The sequence below is a fragment of the Streptomyces sp. ALI-76-A genome (genome assembly GCF_030287445.1).
GTDB lineage: Bacteria > Actinomycetota > Actinomycetes > Streptomycetales > Streptomycetaceae > Streptomyces.
Window position 1 is genome coordinate 2152219 of the sequence record NZ_JASVWB010000002.1, and the last position, 19644, is coordinate 2171862.

At 69.5% G+C, this 19644-nt stretch carries 19 protein-coding genes; 2 read left to right on the forward strand and 17 right to left on the reverse strand.

Features of this window, described 5'->3' with window-relative positions:
• Positions 1-77: 77 nt before the first annotated feature.
• The 11 genes from QQS16_RS10650 to QQS16_RS10700 form a co-directional block, all read right to left on the reverse strand.
• A complete protein-coding gene (locus QQS16_RS10650; protein ID WP_286061377.1) occupies positions 78-2930 on the reverse strand; it encodes a DEAD/DEAH box helicase in 2853 nt (950 codons plus the stop codon).
• A 158-nt stretch (positions 2931-3088) separates the two neighbouring features.
• On the reverse strand, positions 3089-4033 hold the full coding sequence (tatC, locus tag QQS16_RS10655; protein ID WP_286061378.1) for a twin-arginine translocase subunit TatC: 945 nt from the start codon (positions 4031-4033) through the stop codon (positions 3089-3091).
• A gap of 47 nt (positions 4034-4080) precedes the next feature.
• On the reverse strand, positions 4081-4371 hold the full coding sequence (gene tatA, locus QQS16_RS10660) for a Sec-independent protein translocase subunit TatA (protein WP_286061379.1): 291 nt from the start codon (positions 4369-4371) through the stop codon (positions 4081-4083).
• Positions 4372-4635: 264 nt separating this feature from the next.
• Positions 4636-4830: a hypothetical protein gene (locus tag QQS16_RS10665; RefSeq protein ID WP_286061380.1), complete on the reverse strand. Its 195-nt coding sequence runs from the start codon at positions 4828-4830 to the stop codon at positions 4636-4638.
• Between the two features lie 202 nt (positions 4831-5032).
• Positions 5033-5323 carry a hypothetical protein gene (locus QQS16_RS10670; protein ID WP_286061381.1) on the reverse strand — a complete coding sequence of 97 codons (291 nt, stop codon included), beginning with the start codon at positions 5321-5323 and terminating at the stop codon, positions 5033-5035.
• 122 nt (positions 5324-5445) lie between these two features.
• Positions 5446-6471 carry a helix-turn-helix transcriptional regulator gene (locus tag QQS16_RS10675; RefSeq protein ID WP_286061382.1) on the reverse strand — a complete coding sequence of 342 codons (1026 nt, stop codon included), beginning with the start codon at positions 6469-6471 and terminating at the stop codon, positions 5446-5448.
• 14 nt (positions 6472-6485) lie between these two features.
• Positions 6486-7439 (reverse strand): helix-turn-helix transcriptional regulator, encoded by a 954-nt coding sequence (locus QQS16_RS10680; protein ID WP_286061383.1) that lies wholly within the window; start codon positions 7437-7439, stop codon positions 6486-6488.
• 129 nt (positions 7440-7568) lie between these two features.
• Positions 7569-7940, reverse strand: a complete 372-nt coding sequence (locus tag QQS16_RS10685; RefSeq protein WP_030672441.1) for an FKBP-type peptidyl-prolyl cis-trans isomerase — start codon at positions 7938-7940, stop codon at positions 7569-7571.
• Positions 7941-8000: 60 nt separating this feature from the next.
• The gene (locus QQS16_RS10690; protein ID WP_286061384.1) at positions 8001-9005 is read right to left on the reverse strand and encodes an FKBP-type peptidyl-prolyl cis-trans isomerase; all 1005 of its coding nucleotides are present in this window, start codon (positions 9003-9005) and stop codon (positions 8001-8003) included.
• A 128-nt stretch (positions 9006-9133) separates the two neighbouring features.
• Positions 9134-10495 carry a Pup--protein ligase gene (pafA, locus tag QQS16_RS10695; RefSeq protein ID WP_286061385.1) on the reverse strand — a complete coding sequence of 454 codons (1362 nt, stop codon included), beginning with the start codon at positions 10493-10495 and terminating at the stop codon, positions 9134-9136.
• A 9-nt stretch (positions 10496-10504) separates the two neighbouring features.
• Positions 10505-11764, reverse strand: coding sequence for an MFS transporter (locus QQS16_RS10700; RefSeq protein WP_286061386.1), 1260 nt, complete (start codon positions 11762-11764; stop codon positions 10505-10507).
• A gap of 117 nt (positions 11765-11881) precedes the next feature.
• Here QQS16_RS10700 and QQS16_RS10705 point away from each other — a divergent pair, with 117 nt between their 5' ends.
• On the forward strand, positions 11882-12898 hold the full coding sequence (locus tag QQS16_RS10705) for a LacI family DNA-binding transcriptional regulator (protein WP_286061387.1): 1017 nt from the start codon (positions 11882-11884) through the stop codon (positions 12896-12898).
• Between the two features lie 79 nt (positions 12899-12977).
• Here QQS16_RS10705 and prcA read toward each other — a convergent pair whose 3' ends face one another.
• From prcA to arc, 6 genes are all read right to left on the reverse strand, one after another.
• Entirely contained in the window at positions 12978-13715 is a 738-nt protein-coding gene (prcA, locus tag QQS16_RS10710; RefSeq protein ID WP_286061388.1) for a proteasome subunit alpha, read from the reverse strand.
• Positions 13716-13776: 61 nt separating this feature from the next.
• Positions 13777-14622, reverse strand: coding sequence for a proteasome subunit beta (prcB, locus tag QQS16_RS10715; protein ID WP_286061389.1), 846 nt, complete (start codon positions 14620-14622; stop codon positions 13777-13779).
• Positions 14574-15086 carry an endonuclease VII domain-containing protein gene (locus tag QQS16_RS10720; protein WP_286066284.1) on the reverse strand — a complete coding sequence of 171 codons (513 nt, stop codon included), beginning with the start codon at positions 15084-15086 and terminating at the stop codon, positions 14574-14576. Before QQS16_RS10720 ends, prcB begins: the two co-directional genes overlap by 49 nt.
• A gap of 119 nt (positions 15087-15205) precedes the next feature.
• Positions 15206-15421, reverse strand: a complete 216-nt coding sequence (locus QQS16_RS10725; RefSeq protein WP_030038375.1) for a ubiquitin-like protein Pup — start codon at positions 15419-15421, stop codon at positions 15206-15208.
• A 154-nt stretch (positions 15422-15575) separates the two neighbouring features.
• Positions 15576-17087, reverse strand: a complete 1512-nt coding sequence (dop, locus tag QQS16_RS10730; RefSeq protein WP_353479667.1) for a depupylase/deamidase Dop — start codon at positions 17085-17087, stop codon at positions 15576-15578.
• A gap of 234 nt (positions 17088-17321) precedes the next feature.
• A complete protein-coding gene (gene arc / locus QQS16_RS10735) occupies positions 17322-19088 on the reverse strand; it encodes a proteasome ATPase (RefSeq protein WP_286061390.1) in 1767 nt (588 codons plus the stop codon).
• Positions 19089-19330: 242 nt separating this feature from the next.
• On the opposite strand from arc, the gene QQS16_RS10740 reads away from it, so the two are divergent.
• On the forward strand, positions 19331-19636 hold the full coding sequence (locus tag QQS16_RS10740) for a ferredoxin (protein WP_286061391.1): 306 nt from the start codon (positions 19331-19333) through the stop codon (positions 19634-19636).
• Positions 19637-19644 lie beyond the last annotated feature (8 nt).

The window sequence follows — 19644 nt, forward strand, 5'->3', positions numbered from 1 at the left end:
GGGCGCGGGGAACCACGCGACCGGCCACGGACCACCCGCGTCTCCCCGTGCCGCTGCGCCCGCCACCGCCCGGTCCGTCAGCCCACCGACGAGTAGGCCACAACCCCCCGCAGCAGCTGGTCGACCGCCTTGCGCGCGTTCTTCGCCACCGTCGAACTCCCGGCGGGCGCCGCCGCCGAGATCTGTCCCAGCACGTCGATCACCTGCTTGCACCACCGCACGAAGTCCCCCGCCGGCATCTCCACCTCGCGCAGCACCTCGTCCAGACCCTTGCCGTCGGCCCACATGTACGCGGCCCAGGCGAACCCGAGGTCGGGCTCGCGCTGGCCCACGCCCTCGGTCTGGCTGATCCGGAAGTCCTCCTCCAGGGCGTCCAGTCGTCCCCAGATCCGCACCGTCTCCCCGAGCGCGGCCTTCGCCTTGCCGGAGGGCAGCTTGGGCGCCATCGCGTCGTCGCTGAGCCGCGCCTCGTACACCAGCGCCGAGACGCACGCCGCGAGTTCGGCGGGGCTGAGCCCTTCCCACACGCCCTCCCGCAGGCACTCGCTGGCCAGCAGGTCGAGTTCGCCGTAGAGCCGGGCGAGGCGTTTGCCGTGCTCGGTGACCTCGTCGCCGCGCAGATAGTCCAGCTCGGTCAGCAGCGCCACGATCCGGTCGAAGGTACGGGCGATCGTGTTCGTGCGGCCCTCGATGCGCCGCTCCAGCTGCGAGGTGTCCCGCAGCAGCCGGTAGTAGCGCTCGGCCCAGCGGGCGTGGTCCTCCCGGTCGTCGCAGCCGTGGCACGGGTGGGCCCGGATCGCGGTCCGCAGCCGGGCGATCTCCCGGTCGTCGGCGGCCTGGGACCGCTGCTTGCGGGCCCGCTCCGGCGGGATGTGCCCGGCCTTGGTGCGCAGCGCGGAGGCCAGGTCCCGACGGGACTGCGGGGAGCGCGGGTTGAAGGACTTCGGGATCCGCATCCGCTCCAACGCCTCGACGGGCACCGGGAAGTCGATCGACGCGAGCCGCTTGACCTGGCGCTCGGCGGTCAGCACCAGCGGGCGCGGACCGTCGTGGTGCTCGAAACCCCGGTGGCCGTTGGACCGCCCGGCCGGCAGCCCCGGGTCCAGCACCAGCGCCAGGCCCGCGAACTTGCCCGTCGGGACGTGGATGACGTCACCGGGCTTCAGCTTCTCCAGGGCGACGGCCGCCTCCGCCCGGCGCTGCGCCGCGCCCTGCTTGGCCAGCTCGGTCTCCCGGTCCTTGAGTTCGCGGCGCAGCCGCGCGTACTCCTCGAAGTCGCCGAGGTGGCAGGTCATGGAGGCCTTGTAGCCCTCCAGTCCCTCCTCGTTGCGCTGCACCTGCCGGGAGATCCCGACGACCGACTTGTCGGCCTGGAACTGCGCGAAGGACGTCTCCAGCAGTTCGCGCGAGCGGTGCCGGCCGAACTGCTCGACCAGGTTGACCGCCATGTTGTACGACGGCTTGAAGCTGGAGCGCAGCGGGTACGTGCGCGTGCCGGCCAGTCCCGCCAGGTGGTCGGGGCTGATCCCGCGCTGCCACAGCACCACCGCGTGGCCCTCGATGTCGATCCCGCGCCGGCCCGCGCGCCCCGTCAGCTGCGTGTACTCGCCGGGGGTGATGTCGGCGTGCTGCTCGCCGTTCCACTTGACGAGCTTCTCCAGCACCACCGACCGGGCGGGCATGTTGATGCCCAGCGCCAGCGTCTCGGTGGCGAACACGGCCTTGACCAGGCCGCGCACGAACAGCTCCTCGACGACCTCCTTGAACGTCGGCAGCATGCCCGCGTGGTGGGCCGCGATACCGCGTTCCAGGCCCTCCAGCCACTCGTAGTAGCCGAGCACGTGCAGGTCCTCGGTCGGGATGGACGCGGTGCGCTCCTCGACCAGGGCGCGGACGCGTTCCCGTGCCTCGTCGTCGTTGAGCCGCAGGCCCGCGTACAGGCACTGCTGGACGGCGGCCTCGCAGGCGGCGCGGCTGAAGATGAACGTGATGGCGGGCAGCAGGCCCTCGGCGTCGAGCCGCTCGATGACCTCGGGCCGGCTCGGTGTCCACACCCGTGAGCGCTGGCGGCGCTCCCGCTCCCGGTCGGCCTCGCGCATGGCACGGCCCCGCTTGCGGTCCGGGTACGAGGGGCGGCTGGCCTCCATGCGGGCCAGCCGCGTGAGGTCCGGGTTGACGGCCTTCTTGTGGCCTTCGCCCTCCTCGAACAGGTCGTACATCCGGCGACCGGCGAGCACGTGCTGGAACAGCGGCACGGGCCGGTGCTCGGAGACGATCACCTGGGTGTCGCCGCGGACGGTGTCGAGCCAGTCGCCGAACTCCTCGGCGTTGGACACGGTGGCCGACAGCGAGACGAGCGTGACCGACTCGGGGAGGTGGATGATCACTTCCTCCCACACGGCGCCGCGGAAGCGGTCGGAGAGGTAGTGCACCTCGTCCATGACCACGTGTCCGAGGCCCAGGAGGGTCTGCGAGCCGGCGTACAGCATGTTCCGGAGCACCTCGGTGGTCATCACGACCACGGGGGCTTCGGAGTTGACGCTGTTGTCGCCGGTGAGCAGGCCGACCTTGTCCGCCCCGTAGCGGCGGCTCAGGTCGGCGTACTTCTGGTTCGACAGTGCCTTGATGGGGGTCGTGTAGAAGCACTTCTTGCCCTGCTGGAGGGCGAGGTGGACGGCGAACTCGCCGACGATCGTCTTGCCCGAGCCGGTGGGCGCGGCGACCAGCACGCCCTTCCCCGCTTCGAGCGCCTGACAGGCCTCGATCTGGAAGGGGTCGAGACCGAAGTCGTACATCTCGCGGAAGGAGGCGAGCGCGGTGGCCTGCTCGGCAGCGCGCCTGCGTGCTGCCGCGTACCGCTCGGCCGGTGAGAGGTCGTCTGTCATCGTGCTTTCGAGCGTACCGGGCCGCACTGACAACAGGACGATCATTATCCGGATCCGCCCCGGCCGGCCCCGGATCCCCGCAGTTCACAGCGCCGCGAGGCCGCACGCGGCCGTACCGGACAGGGGCCGTACCGGACAGGCGGCCGGTGCGTCGCTCGGACGCCCGGCCGCGCTCCGCGGTGCGGCGAGCGAGGCCGGGGGCCTCAGGTCACGTCGTCGTACCCGTTGACCCGCTCGCCGCTCGCCTGCTCGGGCAGCGCCCGGCTGGCCGAGACGGTCTCCACCCGGCCGATGTCCTCGGGCGTGAGGTCGAGCTCGGAGGCCTCGTCGTCGGCCGGGCCGAGCGCGTCGCGGCGCCGCCTGCGGCGGTCGTTGACCAGGGAGAAGGCGACAGCGCCGAAGTACAGCACCCAGATCGGTCCGGCGAGCGCCAGCATCGAGATGGGGTCGGTGCTCGGTGTGGCGATGGCCGCGAAGAGCGTGATGCCCAGGATCATGCCGCGCCACCAGCCGATCATGCGCTTGCCGGTGATGGCTCCGGTCAGGTTGAGGAAGATCAGCAGCAGGGGCAGCTCGAAGGAGAGCCCGAAGACCAGCACCATGCGCGTGACGAGGTCGAGCAGGTCGTCCAGGGGCAGCAGGTTGGAGACGCCGGACGGCGTGAAGTCCAGCAGGACCTTCGCCGTGGTGGGCAGGACCGCGTACGCGAAGTAGGCGCCGCCGAGGAACAGCGGGGCACCCATGCCGACGAACGCGTAGGCGTACTTCTTCTCGTGCTTGTGCAGGCCCGGCGCGACGAACGCCCACAGCTGGTACAGCCAGACCGGCGAGGCCAGGACGACACCGGCCATCAGCGACACCTTCAGCGCCAGCGTGAAGGGCATGAGCAGACCGTTGACCGTGATCTGCGCGCACGTCTCCGAGGAGGTCTTCGACAGTTCCTCGAAGGACATGTCGCAGCCGACGCTGTCGAGGATCGGCTCGGTGATGAAGTTGATGATGTCGTAGTAGAAGAAGGCGGCGACGACGGTGACGGCGACGATGGCCAGCATCGCCTTCGCGAGCCGGTTGCGGAGTTCACGAAGGTGCTCCGCGAGGGGCATCCGCCCCTCGGGATCCTTCTCCTCTTTGCGGGCGGACTTCAGCAACCCACGTTCCCATCTCGTGCGGCGGGCCGGAGGTCACCGGCCCTGCGTCAGCGCTTGGTCGTGTCCGTCGGCTCGGCGACCGGGCGCGAGCTGGTCACGTCGCCGGGAGCGGCCTGGATCGTGCGCTGAGCCGCGGACTGGTGGTCGTCCTGCGGCGGAGCCGCGGGAGCGGACGCGTTGTCCTGGCCCTCGGACTTCATCGCCTTCGCCTCGCTCTTGAGGATACGAGCGGACTTGCCGAGCGAACGCGCCATGTCGGGAAGCTTCTTGGCGCCGAACAGCAGGATGACGACGACGAGGATGAGAATGATCTCGGGGGCGCCGAGCCTTCCGAACATAAGTCTTTACCTTCTCACCGAGGCGGCTTTGAGTGGGGTGCTGTCCGACCGGTCGGACAGGTGTCCGATCGGTCGTGCGTGACAGCGATCGTAACGCTCAGGGGTGAACGCCTGGCAATCCCTGTGCGTACTCCCGGTCCGCGAATCCGGGCCTCGTTCTCCGGTCCGCGACCAGCAGCGTACCTGCCGCCACCGCCAGGATGACAGGGCGAAGTGGTCCAAAACGCAGCGCAGCCGCAACTCACAGGGAACGCCCCGGTGGGCTCACAGGGAGTCCACGGCGCGGGCCGCGCTCATCGACGCCCGCTCCAGATCCTCGGCGGCGCGGTTGATACGCCGGGTGGACTCCGACACCTGCCTGCCCAGCCGCTGCGCCTCCAGAAAGACCCGGACGGCGAGCACACCGAGAACGGCGAGACCCAGAAAACCCACAGCTACCGCGAACATCGGCCAGAACATGACGCCGAGCCTAGACCGTCCGGCACACCCCTCGTCGCTAGTGCCGCGGCAGGCAACGTTTGCCCGTCAAGGAGCGGCGTCCGGTGCGTGCTCTCGGCGCGCCGGCCGCAAGCCCTCGTACTGGATGTACTCGGGCTTTCGGCCGGTGCGGCGAGAGTGCGTGCCGGGCGTCGCGACGGGGCGAACGTTGCCTGCCACGGCACTAGAGGGTGGAGTGCAGCCGCAGCGTCCTGACACCGCCGCCGGTGAGCAGTTCGACGATCCGTTCACCGGCGGGCTTGCGCACGGAGACGCCGCACTCGGGGCAGGTGAAGGAGTAGAACGTCGTGCTGCTCGACGCGCCGATGGCCAGGCGCAGGGCGCTCGCGGCCAGCTCGAAACGGCCCCGGCAGTCCGGGCAGCCGGCTCTGAACGTCACCGGGGTCACACTTCTCATCCCGGCGAAGGCGGCGGACACCGTCATGGCCGCGCCGGACGTCGACGACTCGCTCACAGCCCTGCTCCTCTTCTTTCGTCGTTCGCCCCGGGCGCCCAGGTGGCCGCCTCCGGGGCGCCCCGGAGGCGGTGCCGAGCAGCCCGGCCGGGCTCAGCCCTTCGCCTGGGCGCGCCTACGGCTCACGTCCGCCCGTCGAACCGCCCGCCGGGCACCGCGTGCGCCTCGATCCCGTCGTACGCCGCCAGCGCCTCGCGGGCCGCCTCGCGGGCGGAGGCGGCCAGGTCGCCCGGGGAGACGATCCGGCCGTCGCGCCCGAGCCGCAGCGCCAGCCGCCGCAGGGACGTGGGATCCGGGGTGCGCAAGGTGATACGCAGCCCGCCGTCCGGAAGCTCATCCGCACTGTCGTGCGGGTAGTACTCGGCGACCCAGCGTCCGCCCGGGCCGACCTCGATGACGACCTCGGGATCCTCGGCGGCGGGCTGTACCAGCGCCTCGGACAGGTCCCGCAGCTCGATCTCGGGCGGCGCGGACGGCTCGTCGAGGATCTTGATCTCGGCGACCCGGTCGAGGCGGAACGTGCGGCGTGCCTCGGAACGCCGGCACCAGGCCTCCACATAGGTGTGCCCGACGCTGACCAGCCGGATCGGGTCGATCTCCCGCTCGGTGACCTCGTCGCGGGCGGGCGAGTAGTAGCGGATCCACAGCCGGCGCCGCTCTGAGATCGCCCGGTCGACGTCGGCGAAGACACCGCCCTCGGACTCGAAGGTCACCGACAGCCGGGAGCTGGCGCCCGCCTGCTCGCCGGCCGCGGCCTCGACCTTGGCGGTGGCGCGCAGCAGCGCCTGCCGGTCGCTCTCGCGCAGCCCGGGCAGGGTGGACACCGCGCGGGCGGCGACCAGCAGCGCGGTGGCCTCGTCGGCGGCGAGCCTGAGCGGCTCGGCGGCCTCCGCCCCGAGGGCGGCCGGGTTGTGCCACCAGATCCGCTCACCGTCGGTGTCGATGTCGAGCAGGTCGCCGCCCCGGAAGCTGGTCCCGCACATCGGCAGCACGTCGAGGTCGGAGACCAGTTCGTCCTCACTGATCCCGAAGGCGCGGGCGACGTCCTCGACGCGGGCGCCGGGCCGTTCCCGCAGATACGTCACCAAAGACAGCATCCGCCGGGTCTGGTCGATGGCGTTGCCCGGCCTGGCCGGTTTTCCCACCACGTTCTTACGCCCCCTCAGCCCTTGGCCACGGCTCGCAGCCGGTCCAGCACGTCGGCCCGCAGTTCGGCGGGCTCCAGGACCACCACGTCCGGCCCGAACTCCACCAGCCAGGCGTCCAGACCGTGCCCGTACGGAATCTCCAACTCGTCCCAGCCGTCTCCCAGTTCCCGAACCGAGGTGGCCTTCGCCCGCAGGGGGTAACCCGCGCCGGTGCGCAGCCGGATCAGCGCGGAACGGTCGGCGCTCTCCCCCGCCCAGCTGGCGACGGTCTCGCGCACGGTGACGACGTCGGGGACCGGGACCGTGAAGCGCGTGCCGCGCGAGCGCACCTTGCCGGTGATCCGGGACAGCCGGAACACTCGCTCGGCACCCCGGTCGCGGTCGTAGCCGGCCAGGTACCAGTGGCCGCGCCAGCACTCCAGCGCCCACGGCTCGACATGCCGGGGCTCGGGGTGGGCGGCGTTGGCCTTGCGGTAGTCGAAGACGACCGGGCGGCGGTCGCGGCAGGCCAGCATCAGCGGCTCGAACGCGGCCTCGTGCACGGGGATCCGGGGCTCCAGGGCGCCATGGGCCTCGTACGGGTCGACGTCCTCCGGGAGACCCGCCGCGCGCAGCTTCTGCAGGGCGCCGCTGGCGGCGCCGGCGAGCCGGGCCTGCTGCCACACCTTGGCGGCCAGCCCGAGAGCGGCGGCCTCCTCGGCGTCGAGGGTGATGGCCGGGAGGCGGTTGCTGTCGCGGCGGGCCATGTACCCGACCTCGCCGTCGAGGTTCTCGACGGTCTCGATCACCAGGCCGAGTTCGCGCAGATCATCCTTGTCCCGCTCGAACATCCGGTTGAAGGAGTCGTCCGAGCCGGCTTCCAGATAGGCCTCGATGGACTCACGCAGCTCGCGCTTGCTGAGCGGCCGCCGGGTCCCGAGCAGACACAGCGCCAGGTTCATCAGCCGCTCGGCCTTGGCAATGGCCATCGACGCCCTTCGCCTCCCTATGGTGCTTACGGACGATGACCGTACCGCTCCGTGGTGGCACGGCAAAAGCCGAGGGCCCATGCCCGGACAGGCATGGGCCCCAGCTGGTCGAGACCGGTCGTACGACGATCAGACCCCGAGGAGGTCGACCACGAAGATCAGGGTCTCGCCGGGCTTGATGGCCGGGGTCGGGCTCTGGTTGCCGTAGGCCAGGTGGGCCGGGATGGTCAGCTGGCGGCGGCCGCCGACCTTCATGCCCTGCACGCCCTGGTCCCAGCCCTTGATGACCCGGCCGCCGCCCAGCGGGAAGCGGAACGGCTGGCCGCGGTTCCAGCTGGCGTCGAACTCCTCGCCGGTGCTGAAGGCAACGCCGACGTAGTGGACGGTGACGGTCTGGCCCGCCTGCGCCACCGCGCCGTCGCCCTCCCAGATGTCCTTGATCTCCAGGTCCGCCGGGGGCTCGCCGCCCGGGAAGTCGATCTCGGGCTTGTCGATGCTCACGTCTCTAGCTCCTGCTTGTGTACGGAAAGGCAACGGGCACAGTCTTGCATCTCGACGCGGTCACATCTTCGCCAGGATGTCGACCGAGAAGACCAGCGTGGAGTCCTTCTTGATGCCGCTGCCGGCCGGCGGGCTGTCGCCGTAACCCAGCTTCGGCGGAATGGTGATGAGGACGCGGCTGCCGACCTTCTTGCCGGTCAGGCCCTGCGCCCAGCCCTTGACGACCTGCTGGAGCGAGAACGACGTCAGCGCCTTGCGGCTGTACGTCGAGTCGAACTCCTTGCCGGTGTCCCACAGCACGCCCTTGTACTGGACGAGCACGGTGTCCTCGGCGGCCACCTTGTCCCCGTCGCCCTCGATGACGTAGTTCGCCACCAGCTTCGTCGGCGCGTCGGCCTCGGGCACGTCGATGGAGGGCGCCTTGCCGTCGGTGTTGGTGCCGACCTTCGGCAGGCCGGCGTCGTCCTGCGCGACGTCGGTGCCCTCGGCGGAGCTGCTGCCGCCGAAGGTCTTCTCCACATCGACCACGAAGACCAGCGTGTCGGTGCCCTTGATGCCGGCCTGCGGCTGGCCCTGCGAGCCGTACCCCCAGGTGGGCGGCACGGAGAACTCGACGCGGCTGCCGGTCTTCTTGCCGGCCAGGGCGTACCGCCAGCCGTCGATGATGCTGCCCGCGGCCAGCTGGATGATCAGCGGCGACTTGCGGTCGTAGGAGTTGTCGAAGACCTTCGCGGTGTCCCAGATCTGGCCGAGGTAGTGCGCCTGGATGTAGTCGTTCTCGGCGATCGTGGTGCCGCTGCCGGCGACGACCGTCTTGACCGCCAGTTGCTTCGACGGGTCGCCGCTGCCCTTGGCGACGGTCGGCTTCTCACCGGTCTTCGTGCCCGCGGTGATCGCCGGCAGCGGCCCGTCGACGATCTTCGGCGGCGGCGCGGACGATCCCGAGGGGGACGCCGAGGGAGACGCGCTGTCGCTCGCCTTGCTCGAGTCGGACTTGTCGTCGCCGCACGCGGCGAGCGTGGCAAGTCCTGCGGGAACGGCGATGAGGAGTGAGCGTCGGCGCACGGTGGGGGCCTCGTAATCGGTCGATCTTGTTGATGGCGTGCGCGCAACTCTACGGCGTGAGAAGGGCGCCGTACGTGTAACGTACGGCGCCCGTGTGGCGTTCCGGATATCCCTCCGGAACCTGTTGCTCACATTCCGGCGATCAGCTTCTCCACCCGTTCGTCCACCGAACGGAACGGGTCCTTGCACAACACGGTGCGCTGCGCCTGGTCGTTGAGCTTGAGATGCACCCAGTCGACCGTGAAGTCCCGGCGCTGCTCCTGCGCCCGCCGGATGAAGTCGCCACGCAGCCGCGCCCGAGTGGTCTGCGGGGGAACCGACTTGCCCTCGAAGATCTTCAAGTCGTTGCAGATCCGGGCGGCTTGGCCTTTCCTCTCCAGCAGGTAGTACAGGCCACGACGGCGGTGGATGTCGTGGTAGGCGAGGTCTATCTGCGCGACCCGCGGGTGGGACATGGTCATGTTGTGCTTGGCCCGGTACCGCTCGATGAGCTTGTACTTCATGACCCAGTCGATCTCGGTGCCGATCCGGTCGAGATCCTCGGCCTCGATCGCGTCGAGCGTGCGGCCCCACAGCTCCAGGACCTGCTCGACGGTGCCGGTGCGGATACCCCGGCGCTCGCAGAAGTCCACGGCCTTCTCGAAGTACTCGCGCTGCACCTCCAGCGCGGAGGCCTCCCGGCCGCTGGCCAGACGCACCTTGCGCCGGCCGGTGATGTCGTGGCTGACCTCGCGGATCGCCCGGATCGGGTTCTCCAGGGTGAGGTCCCGCATCACGGTGCCCGCCTCGATCATGCGCAGCACCAGGTCGGTGGCGCCCACCTTCAGCAGGTTCGTCGTCTCGGACATGTTCGAGTCGCCCACGATGACGTGCAGGCGGCGGTAGCGCTCGGCGTCCGCGTGCGGCTCGTCGCGGGTGTTGATGATCGGCCGGGAGCGGGTCGTCGCCGAGGAGACCCCCTCCCAGATGTGCTCGGCCCGCTGGCTGACGCAGTACACCGCGCCGCGCGGGGTCTGCAGCACCTTGCCCGCACCGCACAGGAGCTGGCGGGTGACGAGGAACGGGATGAGGATGTCCGCGAGCCGGGAGAACTCGCCGTGGCGTGCCACCAGATAGTTCTCGTGGCAGCCGTACGAGTTGCCGGCCGAGTCGGTGTTGTTCTTGAAGAGGTAGACGTCGCCCGCGATTCCCTCCTCGTGCAGGCGTCGTTCGGCGTCCACCAGGAGTCCTTCGAGAATGCGCTCGCCTGCTTTGTCGTGCGTGACCAGTTCGGTCACATTGTCACATTCGGGGGTCGCGTATTCCGGATGTGACCCGACGTCGAGATAGAGGCGGGCGCCGTTTCGCAGAAAGACGTTGCTACTGCGGCCCCATGACACGACACGGCGGAAGAGGTACCGCGCCACCTCGTCGGGAGACAGGCGTCGCTGTCCCCTGAACGTACACGTGACGCCGTACTCGTTCTCCAGCCCGAAAATGCGGCGGTCCATGAGTGAACATTACGCCCGATCCCCCGAGCTGAAACGGGGTTCGACAGCACGGTTTGGATCATTTTCCGATGAAGCCGCAACCACCGCTCCCCCACCGGGTACTGCGAGCACTCGCCCCGTGGCCAGCAGAACCACCAGCGACACGGCCCCCGCGGCCCCCGGCACGGCGAAGCCCCACAGGGTCCCGCCCGCCTCCACGACCGGCCCGGTGAGGCCCGTTCCGACCGACGTCCCCACCGTGAACGTCGTCACGAGCCAGGAGAACGCCTCGGTGACCGTCCCGCGCGGCGCGTGCCGGTCGACCAGGACGAACGCGCAGGCGATGACGGGCGCGAGGAACACCCCCGCGAGCACCGTCAGCAGCGTCATGGCCACCGCTCCCGGCAGCAGCGTCAGCGGCACGTAACACACCGCCAGAAGAGCCACCAGGGCCTGAAGTCGCCGGGCCGGCTCGCCCGTCCACCGCCGCGCCCCGTAGAAGAGACCGCCGACCAGGGCACCCAGCCCCACGCCCGCCATCAGCCAGCCGTACACCACGTCGCCGCCGTGGTCGTCCGCGTACGCCACGGACGCCACGGTGATGGAGCCGAGCGCGATCCCGACGAACAACAGCGCGCCGAGCAGCGCCAGCAGTCCGGGCGAGCGCAGCGCGCCGAGCCAGTGCGCCTCGCGCGGCGCCGAACGCCACGCGCGCGAGGGCGGCGACACGGCCACGGACAGCGCGCCGAGCACCCCGATGACGTTCAGGACGAGCAGCGCGCCCCGCTCGGACCACAGCGACGCACACAGGGTCACCAGCAAGGGCCCGACCGTGAACATGACTTCCTGCGCGATGGCGTCCATGGCGTACGCCGTGTGCACCTGGTCCTCCTTGCGCAGGACGCTCGGCCACAGCGCGCGCAGACCGCCCTCCAGGGGCGGCGTGAAGAGCCCGGCGGCCACCACGGCCGCGTAGGCGAGCGGCAGCGGCCCGGTGCCGGCGAAGGCGAAGACGGCCATCGACAGGGCCGACAGCACCGCGGCGGACAGCTGGACGCGGGGCTGGCCCTTGAGGTCCACCAGCCGTCCCAGGACGGGCTGCCCCACGGCGTTGGCGACCCCGTAGGCGGCCACGAGCCCCCCGGCCAGGCTGTACGTGCCGCCCTCCGCGCGGACGAACAGCACGATCGCGATCGCGGCCGTGGCGTTGGGCAGCCGCCCCACCAGCGTGCCGCCCAGCAGCCGGACGGCGTGCCTCGCCCTGAGGATCTCCAGATATCCCGCTGCCATGCCTGTGTCCTTCGCTCGCCCGGTGCGCCGGTGACGCGTGAGGTTTTACGTATAACGCCGCCTGTCATACGTACCATGTGCGCTGTTCGCCCGTCCAGACGAAAGAGCAGGCAGCCGGTGGCACCAGGCAGCACCCGCCCCACCAGCCGTGACGTCGCCCGGGCCGCGGGCGTCTCCCAGGCCGCGGTCTCCCTGGTCCTGGGCGACAAGTGGCGCGGCCGGGTCTCCGAGACGACCGCCGAGCGCGTCCGGCAGGCCGCGCGCGAACTGGGCTACCGGCCCAACCTCGCCGCCCGCAACCTGCGCCTCGGCCACACCCGCACCGTGCTCCTGGTGGTCCCCGCGCTGACCAACGAGTTCTTCGCGGGCGTCTACACCGGCGCGGCCCGGATCGCCGCCGACCACGGCTTCGGCGTGGTCCTGTACCCCTCGCCCGAGGGCATCGGCCCCGCCCGCGACCCCTTCGCCTCCGCCCAGGCCGCCCTCGACGGCGTCATCGCCTCCTCCATGGCCGCCGACGCCGTCACCGCCATCCGCGGCGACCAGCTGCCCCTGGTGATGCTGGACAGCGACCCGGCCGCCACCCTCGGCGCCGCCACCGTCAACCTGGACATCGCCGACGGCGTACGGCAACTCACCACACACCTGCTCGGCCTGGGCCACCGCCGCTTCCTGCACCTCGCCGCCGACGTGCCGTCCTGGACCTTCGAGGTACGCGCCCGCGAACTGGCCCACCGGATCGGCGCGGTCCCCGGCACGTCGGTGAGCACCACCCGCGCGCCGATCTCCATCGAGGGCGCCCAGGCCGCCACCGAGGCCGCGCTCTCCGCCCCCGGCCCCCGGCCCACCGCCCTGGTCTGCGACGACGACAAACTCGCCGCCGGCGCCTACAAGGCCCTGCGCCGCCTCGGCCTGCGCGTCCCCGACGACGTCTCCGTCACCGGCCTGGACGACCTCGCCCTCGCCACGGCCATCGACCCCGAGCTGACGACCGTACGCCTGGACGCCGAGCTGGTCGGCGAACGCGGCATGCGAGCCCTCCTGGCCGTCCTGGCGGGCCGCACGCCCGAAGCCGGGGACATTCCCGTCCAGCTGGTCGTCCGGGGCTCCACGGCACCACCCAGCGCCTCCTGAACCGCCTGCGCCCCGGCCGAGTGGTCGGCCGGGGCGCACAGAGGGTCCAAAGGGTCCAGAGGGCGAGGAGCAGGCAGCCCTACTCGTCGTCCGAGCTCTCGGCCTCGGTGCTCGCTCCGCCGGTCTCCAGCAACCGCCCGAGCTGACGGCCGACGATCCGCTTGAACTTGCGCTTCTGCGGACGCGTACGGTCCAGCACCGCCACCTCCAGGCGTTCCGCGGGGATCTCCCGCTCGCTGCCGTTGGTGTCGCGGGACAGGGCCTGGACGGCCAGCTTCAGAGCCTCCGCGAGACTCATGCCGTCCTGGTGTCGCTGGTCCAGGTAACTGCTGATCGTCTCGGCGTTGCCGCCGACCGCGACCGAGCCGTGCTCGTCCACGATCGAACCGTCGTGCGGCAACCGGTAGATCTGGTCGCCCTCGGGCGTCTCCCCCACCTCGGCGACGACCAGCTCCACCTCGTACGGCTTCTCGGCCGCGCTGGAGAAGATCGTGCCCAGCGTCTGGGCATAGACGTTGGCGAGACCGCGGGCGGTCACGTCGTCCCGGTCGTAGGTGTAACCCCGCAGGTCGGCGTAGCGCACACCGCCGATGCGCAGGTTCTCGTACTCGTTGTACTTGCCGGCGGCCGCGAAGCCGATCCGGTCGTAGATCTCGCTGAACTTGTGCAGCGCGCGGGACGGGTTCTCGCCGACGAAGACGATGCCGTCGGCGTACTGCAGCACGACCAGGCTGCGGCCACGGGCGATGCCCTTGCGGGCGTACTCCGCCCGGTCGGCCATGGCCTGCTGGGGTGAGACATAGAACGGCGTCGACACCGGTTATCCGTCCCTTTCTGTCGAAGTCACAGGATCACCTTGATAAAGACCGGGCCGCCGACTAGAGCAGGGCGGCGCGCGGGCCGTCGGGCTGCTCCAGACGCCGCTCCAGGATGGACCGGGCGATCTCGGAGGACTCCTCGTCGCCGAGCCGGCGGAAACCGTCCTCGGTGATCACGGTGACGATGGGGTAGATCCGGCGGGCGACATCGGGACCACCGGTCGCCGAGTCGTCGTCAGCCGCGTCGTACAGCGCCTGCACCACGAGCATCGTGGCCTCGGCCTCACTCAGGTCCTCACGGAAGAACTTCTTCATGGCGCCACGCGCGAAGACCGAGCCGGAACCCGTCGCCGCGAAGTTGTGCTCCTCCGAGCGACCGCCCGTGACGTCGTACGAGAAGATCCGCCCCTTGGCCCGGTCCACGTCGTACCCGGCGAACAGCGGAACCACCGCCAGCCCCTGCATCGCCATGCCGAGGTTCGAACGGATCATGGTCGACAGCCGGTTCGCCTTGCCCTCCAGCGAGAGCTGCGCCCCCTCGACCTTCTCGAAGTGCTCCAGCTCCAGCTGGAACAGCTTGACCATCTCGACGGCGAGACCGGCGGTGCCGGCGATGCCGACGGCCGAGTACTCGTCCGCCGGGAACACCTTCTCGATGTCGCGCTGCGCGATCACGTTGCCCATCGTGGCCCGCCGGTCACCGGCGAGCACGACACCGCCGGGGAAGGTCACGGCCACGATCGTGGTGCCGTGCGGCGCCTCGATCACACCCTGGGTGGGAGGCAGTTGCCGGTTCCCGGGCAGGATCTCCGGCTGGTGCTCCGACAGGAAGTCCATGAAGGACGAGGACCCAGGCGTCAGGAAGGCAGCTGGTAGACGCCCGGTGCTACGAGTGTTGGCTTCCACGCGATTCCTTCCACGTAAGCAGCAGCCCGCCTTATGGCATCGGGCCGATCCTTGAACTGCCCCAGTGCGGCATTGCAGCTGAAGCACAGTACGCCCCGGACCCTACCCGTGTCGTGGCAGTGATCCACATGCTCCGCAGGGGCGGCAAGACATACGCGACAGATTCCTTGCTGCTCCGCGACCATCGCGTCCGACTCGGCCGGTGTGAGGCCGTACTTCCGCCGGAAGCAGCTCACCCGGTTTCGCTCGGCCCGGCACTCCCGGCAATAGCTCGCCCAGCCATCCGAGGACGACGTGTTGCGCTCCCACCGCGAGTGAGGCTTCGCCTCCTCACACCGGGGGCAGCGCTTGTGCCCGCTCGGGACCGGCACCTTGACGCGCACCGACTTGCCCTTGGCCTCCTGGCGCTGCCGGTAGTACTCGGCTGAGCACTCCCGGCAGTACGCCTGGAGACCGTCAGGCATCGACTTGTTGCCGGCGAAAGCCGTCCGCGGCAAGTACTCCTTGCATCGCGAGCGGCGTCTCGCCTCCGACGAATCGACCACCCAGACCCCCCGACTTCACCTTCAGTTCGAAGGCAAAATCACTGCCCACCCTTCTGAACGAAGGACCTCACGAAATCCTCGGCGTTCTCTTCGAGCACATCATCGATTTCGTCCAGGACGGAGTCCACGTCGTCGCTGAGCTTCTCCTGGCGCTCCTTGAGGTCTTCGGATGCCTGCGCCTCGGGCGCCTCCTCGACCTCCTCGGTGTTGCGCGTCGCCTTCTGCTGTCCGCCGCCGGTGTCCTTGGTCGCCATAACCCCTCACCCCGCTCGGTTCGACGTTCTTGATCAGACCCTACAAGCAGGGTCCGACATCGGCCCCGCAGTTCCTCAACGTACGGGGGCCATCTCGATGATTCCCGTCGGGCGGGATTTCCACCCTGTCCGGGCACCCGCGCTGAGTGCCTCCTCAGTTGCCGGAGAGCACCCTGACCAGGTCTTCCGCCGTGCGGCAGCGGTCCAGGAGCTCCTTGACGTGATTACGCGTTCCGCGAAGCGGTTCCAGGGTTGGGACCCGCTGGAGCGAGTCCCGGCCCGGCAGATCGAAGATCACGGAGTCCCAGGACGCCGCCGCCACGTCGTCCGCGTACTGCTCCAGGCACCGTCCGCGGAAGTAGGCACGGGTGTCCTCAGGCGGCTTCGTACGGGCCCGCTCCACCTCACCCTCGTCCAGCAGCCGCTTGATGCGGCCGCGGGCCGCCAGACGGTTGTAGAGGCCCTTGTCGGGGCGCACGTCGGCGTACTGGAGGTCGACCAGGTGCAGCCGCGCCGCGTCCCAGTCCAGGTCGTCACGGCGCCGGTAGCCCTCCATGAGCTCCCGCTTGGCGACCCAGTCCAGCTCGCCGGCCAGGCTCATCGGGTCGTGCTCCAGGCGGTTGAGGGTGTCCTCCCAGCGGGCCAGGACGTCCTTGGTCTGGTCGTCGGCGTCCGCGCCGTACCGCTCCTCGACGTACTTGCGCGACAGCTCGAAGTACTCCATCTGCAACTGGACCGCGGTCAGCGTCCGGCCGCTGCGGAGCGTGACCAGGCGCTTGAGCGTCGGGTCGTGGGAGACCTGGTGGAGCGTACGCACGGGCTGGTCGACAGCCAGGTCGACGGCGATGAAGCCGTCCTCGATCATGGACAGGACCAGCGCCGTCGTGCCCAGTTTCAGGTAGGTCGAGATCTCCGAGAGGTTCGCGTCGCCGATGATCACGTGCAGGCGGCGGTACTTCTCGGCGTCGGCGTGCGGTTCGTCGCGGGTGTTGATGATGGGGCGCTTGAGGGTGGTCTCGAGGCCGACCTCCACCTCGAAGTAGTCCGCGCGCTGGCTGAGCTGGAACCCGTGCTCGTGCCCGTCCTGGCCGATGCCGACGCGGCCCGCTCCGGCGAAGACCTGGCGGGACACGAAGAACGGCGTGAGGTGGCGCACGATGTCCGAGAAGGGGGTCTCCCGCTTCATCAGGTAGTTCTCGTGCGTGCCGTAGGACGCGCCCTTGTTGTCGGTGTTGTTCTTGTACAGGTGGATCGGCTGCGCGCCGGGCAGCTGGGCGGCCCGTTCCGCCGCCTCCGCCATGATCCGCTCGCCGGCCTTGTCCCAGAGGACGGCGTCGCGCGGGTTGGTCACCTCGGGGGCGCTGTATTCGGGGTGTGCGTGGTCGACGTAGAGCCGCGCGCCGTTGGTGAGGATCACGTTGGCGAGGCCGATGTCCTCATCGGTGAGCTGGCTGGAGTCGGCGACCTCGCGGGCGAGGTCGAAGCCCCGCGCGTCCCGCAGCGGATTCTCCTCCTCGAAGTCCCAGCGGGCCCGGCGGGCCCGGTGCATCGCCGCCGCGTAGGCGTTGACGATCTGGGACGAGGTGAGCATGGCATTGGCGTTCGGGTGGCCGGGGACGGAGATCCCGTACTCCGTCTCGATGCCCATTACTCGCCGTACGGTCATGCGGCCCTCCTTGCCCGGCGGCGCCCTCGGTCGGGGGCACCGCTCAAGTACCGCTGGCGCTCCGGTGCGTGTGCGGTGCCCGTCCCCGCACTCCGCGACTCGGCGGTACCGAAGAGCCTAGAACGCCTCTGCGCTGGTGGGGAGATCATTTGCGTCATTGCCTTGCTCCAGCAGTGTCCCGAAAAACAGTCGGCTGCGGGTACCCGGTGAGGGCACCCGCAGCCGCCCTGCCTTTTACAGGTACTGACCGGTGTTCGCCACCGTGTCGATGGAGCGTCCGGTGTCCGCGCCCTGCTTTCCGGTGATGAGCGTACGGATGTAGACGATCCGTTCGCCCTTCTTGCCGGAGATCCGGGCCCAGTCGTCCGGGTTGGTGGTGTTCGGCAGGTCCTCGTTCTCCTTGAACTCGTCCACGCAGGCCTGGAGGAGGTGGGAGACGCGAAGGCCCTTCTGGCTGTGCTCCAGGAAGTCCTTGATCGCCATCTTCTTGGCGCGGCCCACGATGTTCTCGATCATGGCACCGGAGTTGAAGTCCTTGAAGTAAAGGACCTCCTTGTCGCCATTGGCGTAGGTGACCTCCAGGAAGCGGTTCTCCTCGGATTCGGCGTACATGTGTTCCACGGCCGTCTGGATCATGCTCTGGACGGTGGTGGTCCGGCTGCCGCCGTGCTCGCCGAGGTCGTCGGAGTGCAGCGGGAGGCGCTCGGTCAGGTACTTGCCGAAGATGTCCTTGGCCGCTTCGGCGTCCGGACGCTCGATCTTGATCTTCACGTCGAGCCGGCCGGGCCGCAGGATGGCGGGGTCGATCATGTCCTCACGGTTGGAGGCACCGATCACGACCACGTTCTGCAGGCCCTCCACGCCGTCGATCTCGGCGAGCAGCTGCGGGACGATCGTGTTCTCGACGTCCGAGCTGACACCCGAGCCTCGGGTGCGGAAGAGGGACTCCATCTCGTCGAAGAAGACGATGACGGGGGTGCCCTCGCTGGCCTTCTCCCGAGCACGCTGGAAGACGAGGCGGATCTGCCGCTCGGTCTCACCGACGTACTTGTTCAGGAGCTCGGGGCCCTTGATGTTGAGGAAGAAGCTCTTGCCGGTGGCCTGGCCGGTGACCTCGGCGACCTTCTTGGCCAGCGAGTTGGCGACGGCCTTGGCGATGAGCGTCTTGCCGCATCCGGGCGGTCCGTACAGGAGGACGCCCTTGGGCGGGCGCAGTTCGTGCTCCTTGAACAGGTCCGGATACAGGTACGGGAGCTCGACGGCGTCGCGGATGGCCTCGATCTGACCCCCCAGTCCGCCGATCTGCTCGTAGCCGATGTCCGGGACCTCTTCGAGGACGAGTTCCTCGACCTCGCTCTTGGGAACGACCTCGTAGACATAGCCGGAGCGGGGTTCGAGCAGCAGGGCGTCGCCGGGACGGATGGTGATGTCCAGCAGTGGCTCGGCGAGCCGTACCACCCGTTCCTCGTCGGTGTGCCCCACCACAAGGGCGCGCTCGCCGTCCTCGAGGATCTCCTTGAGGGTGACGATGTCGCCGACGCTCTCGTACTCCATGGCCTCGACCACGTTGAGAGCTTCGTTCAGCATGACTTCCTGGCCGCGCCGGAGCCCTTCGAGCTCCACGCTCGGGCTGACGTTCACCCGCAGCTTGCGGCCGCCGGTGAAGATGTCCGCCGTGCCGTCCTCGTTCGCCGTGAGGAAGACACCGAAGCCGGCCGGCGGCTGTGCGAGCCGGTCGACCTCCTCCTTGAGGGCCACGATCTGGTCGCGGGCCTCACGGAGTGTGTTGGCGAGTCGCTCGTTCTGGGCGGACACGCCGGCCAGATTGGTCTGCAGCTCGACGATCCGCTCTTCGAGAATCCTCGTGTGTCGCGGAGAGTCGGCGAGCTTGCGTCGCAGGACGGCGATCTCCTGCTCAAGGTAGGCAATCTGCCCGGCGGGGTCGTCGGACCCTCGTCCCGGGCGGATGCCGCGGTTCATGTCGTCGTCGTGGGCTGCCACGGTCCTCACCTCCTCCAAGGGGAGCTGGACGCTTCCAGACCCTACCTGGGTGGGTGTCGATTGAAACCCCTAGATCAAAAGACTGTCGAGGTGTGTCCGATCTTCACCCTTGCGCTCTCCCTCACGCCAGGGGAATACCCACCGAACATGATTGGGAAGCCGTCGGAGGTAGGGTCGAAGTGTTCAACACCCGCCGGAGCTGGCCGGATTCCCGGTCGCTCGGCGCATAAACGGCAGGAGAGATGAGCGTGCAGCAGGAGGCCGGGGCCGACCGCGAGGCGCTGGAGGTCTGGATCGACCAGGATCTCTGTACCGGTGACGGCATCTGCGCCCAGTACGCGCCAGAGGTGTTCGAGCTGGACATCGACGGACTGGCGTACGTCAAGGGCGCGGACGACGCGCTTCTGCAGGACAAGGGCGCCACAACGCCCGTACCGCTTCCGCTTCTCACGGATGTGGTCGACTCCGCGAAGGAGTGTCCGGGGGACTGCATCCACGTGCGTCGCGTTTCGGACAGAGTCGAGGTCTACGGGCCGGACGCGGAGTGACCGCACCG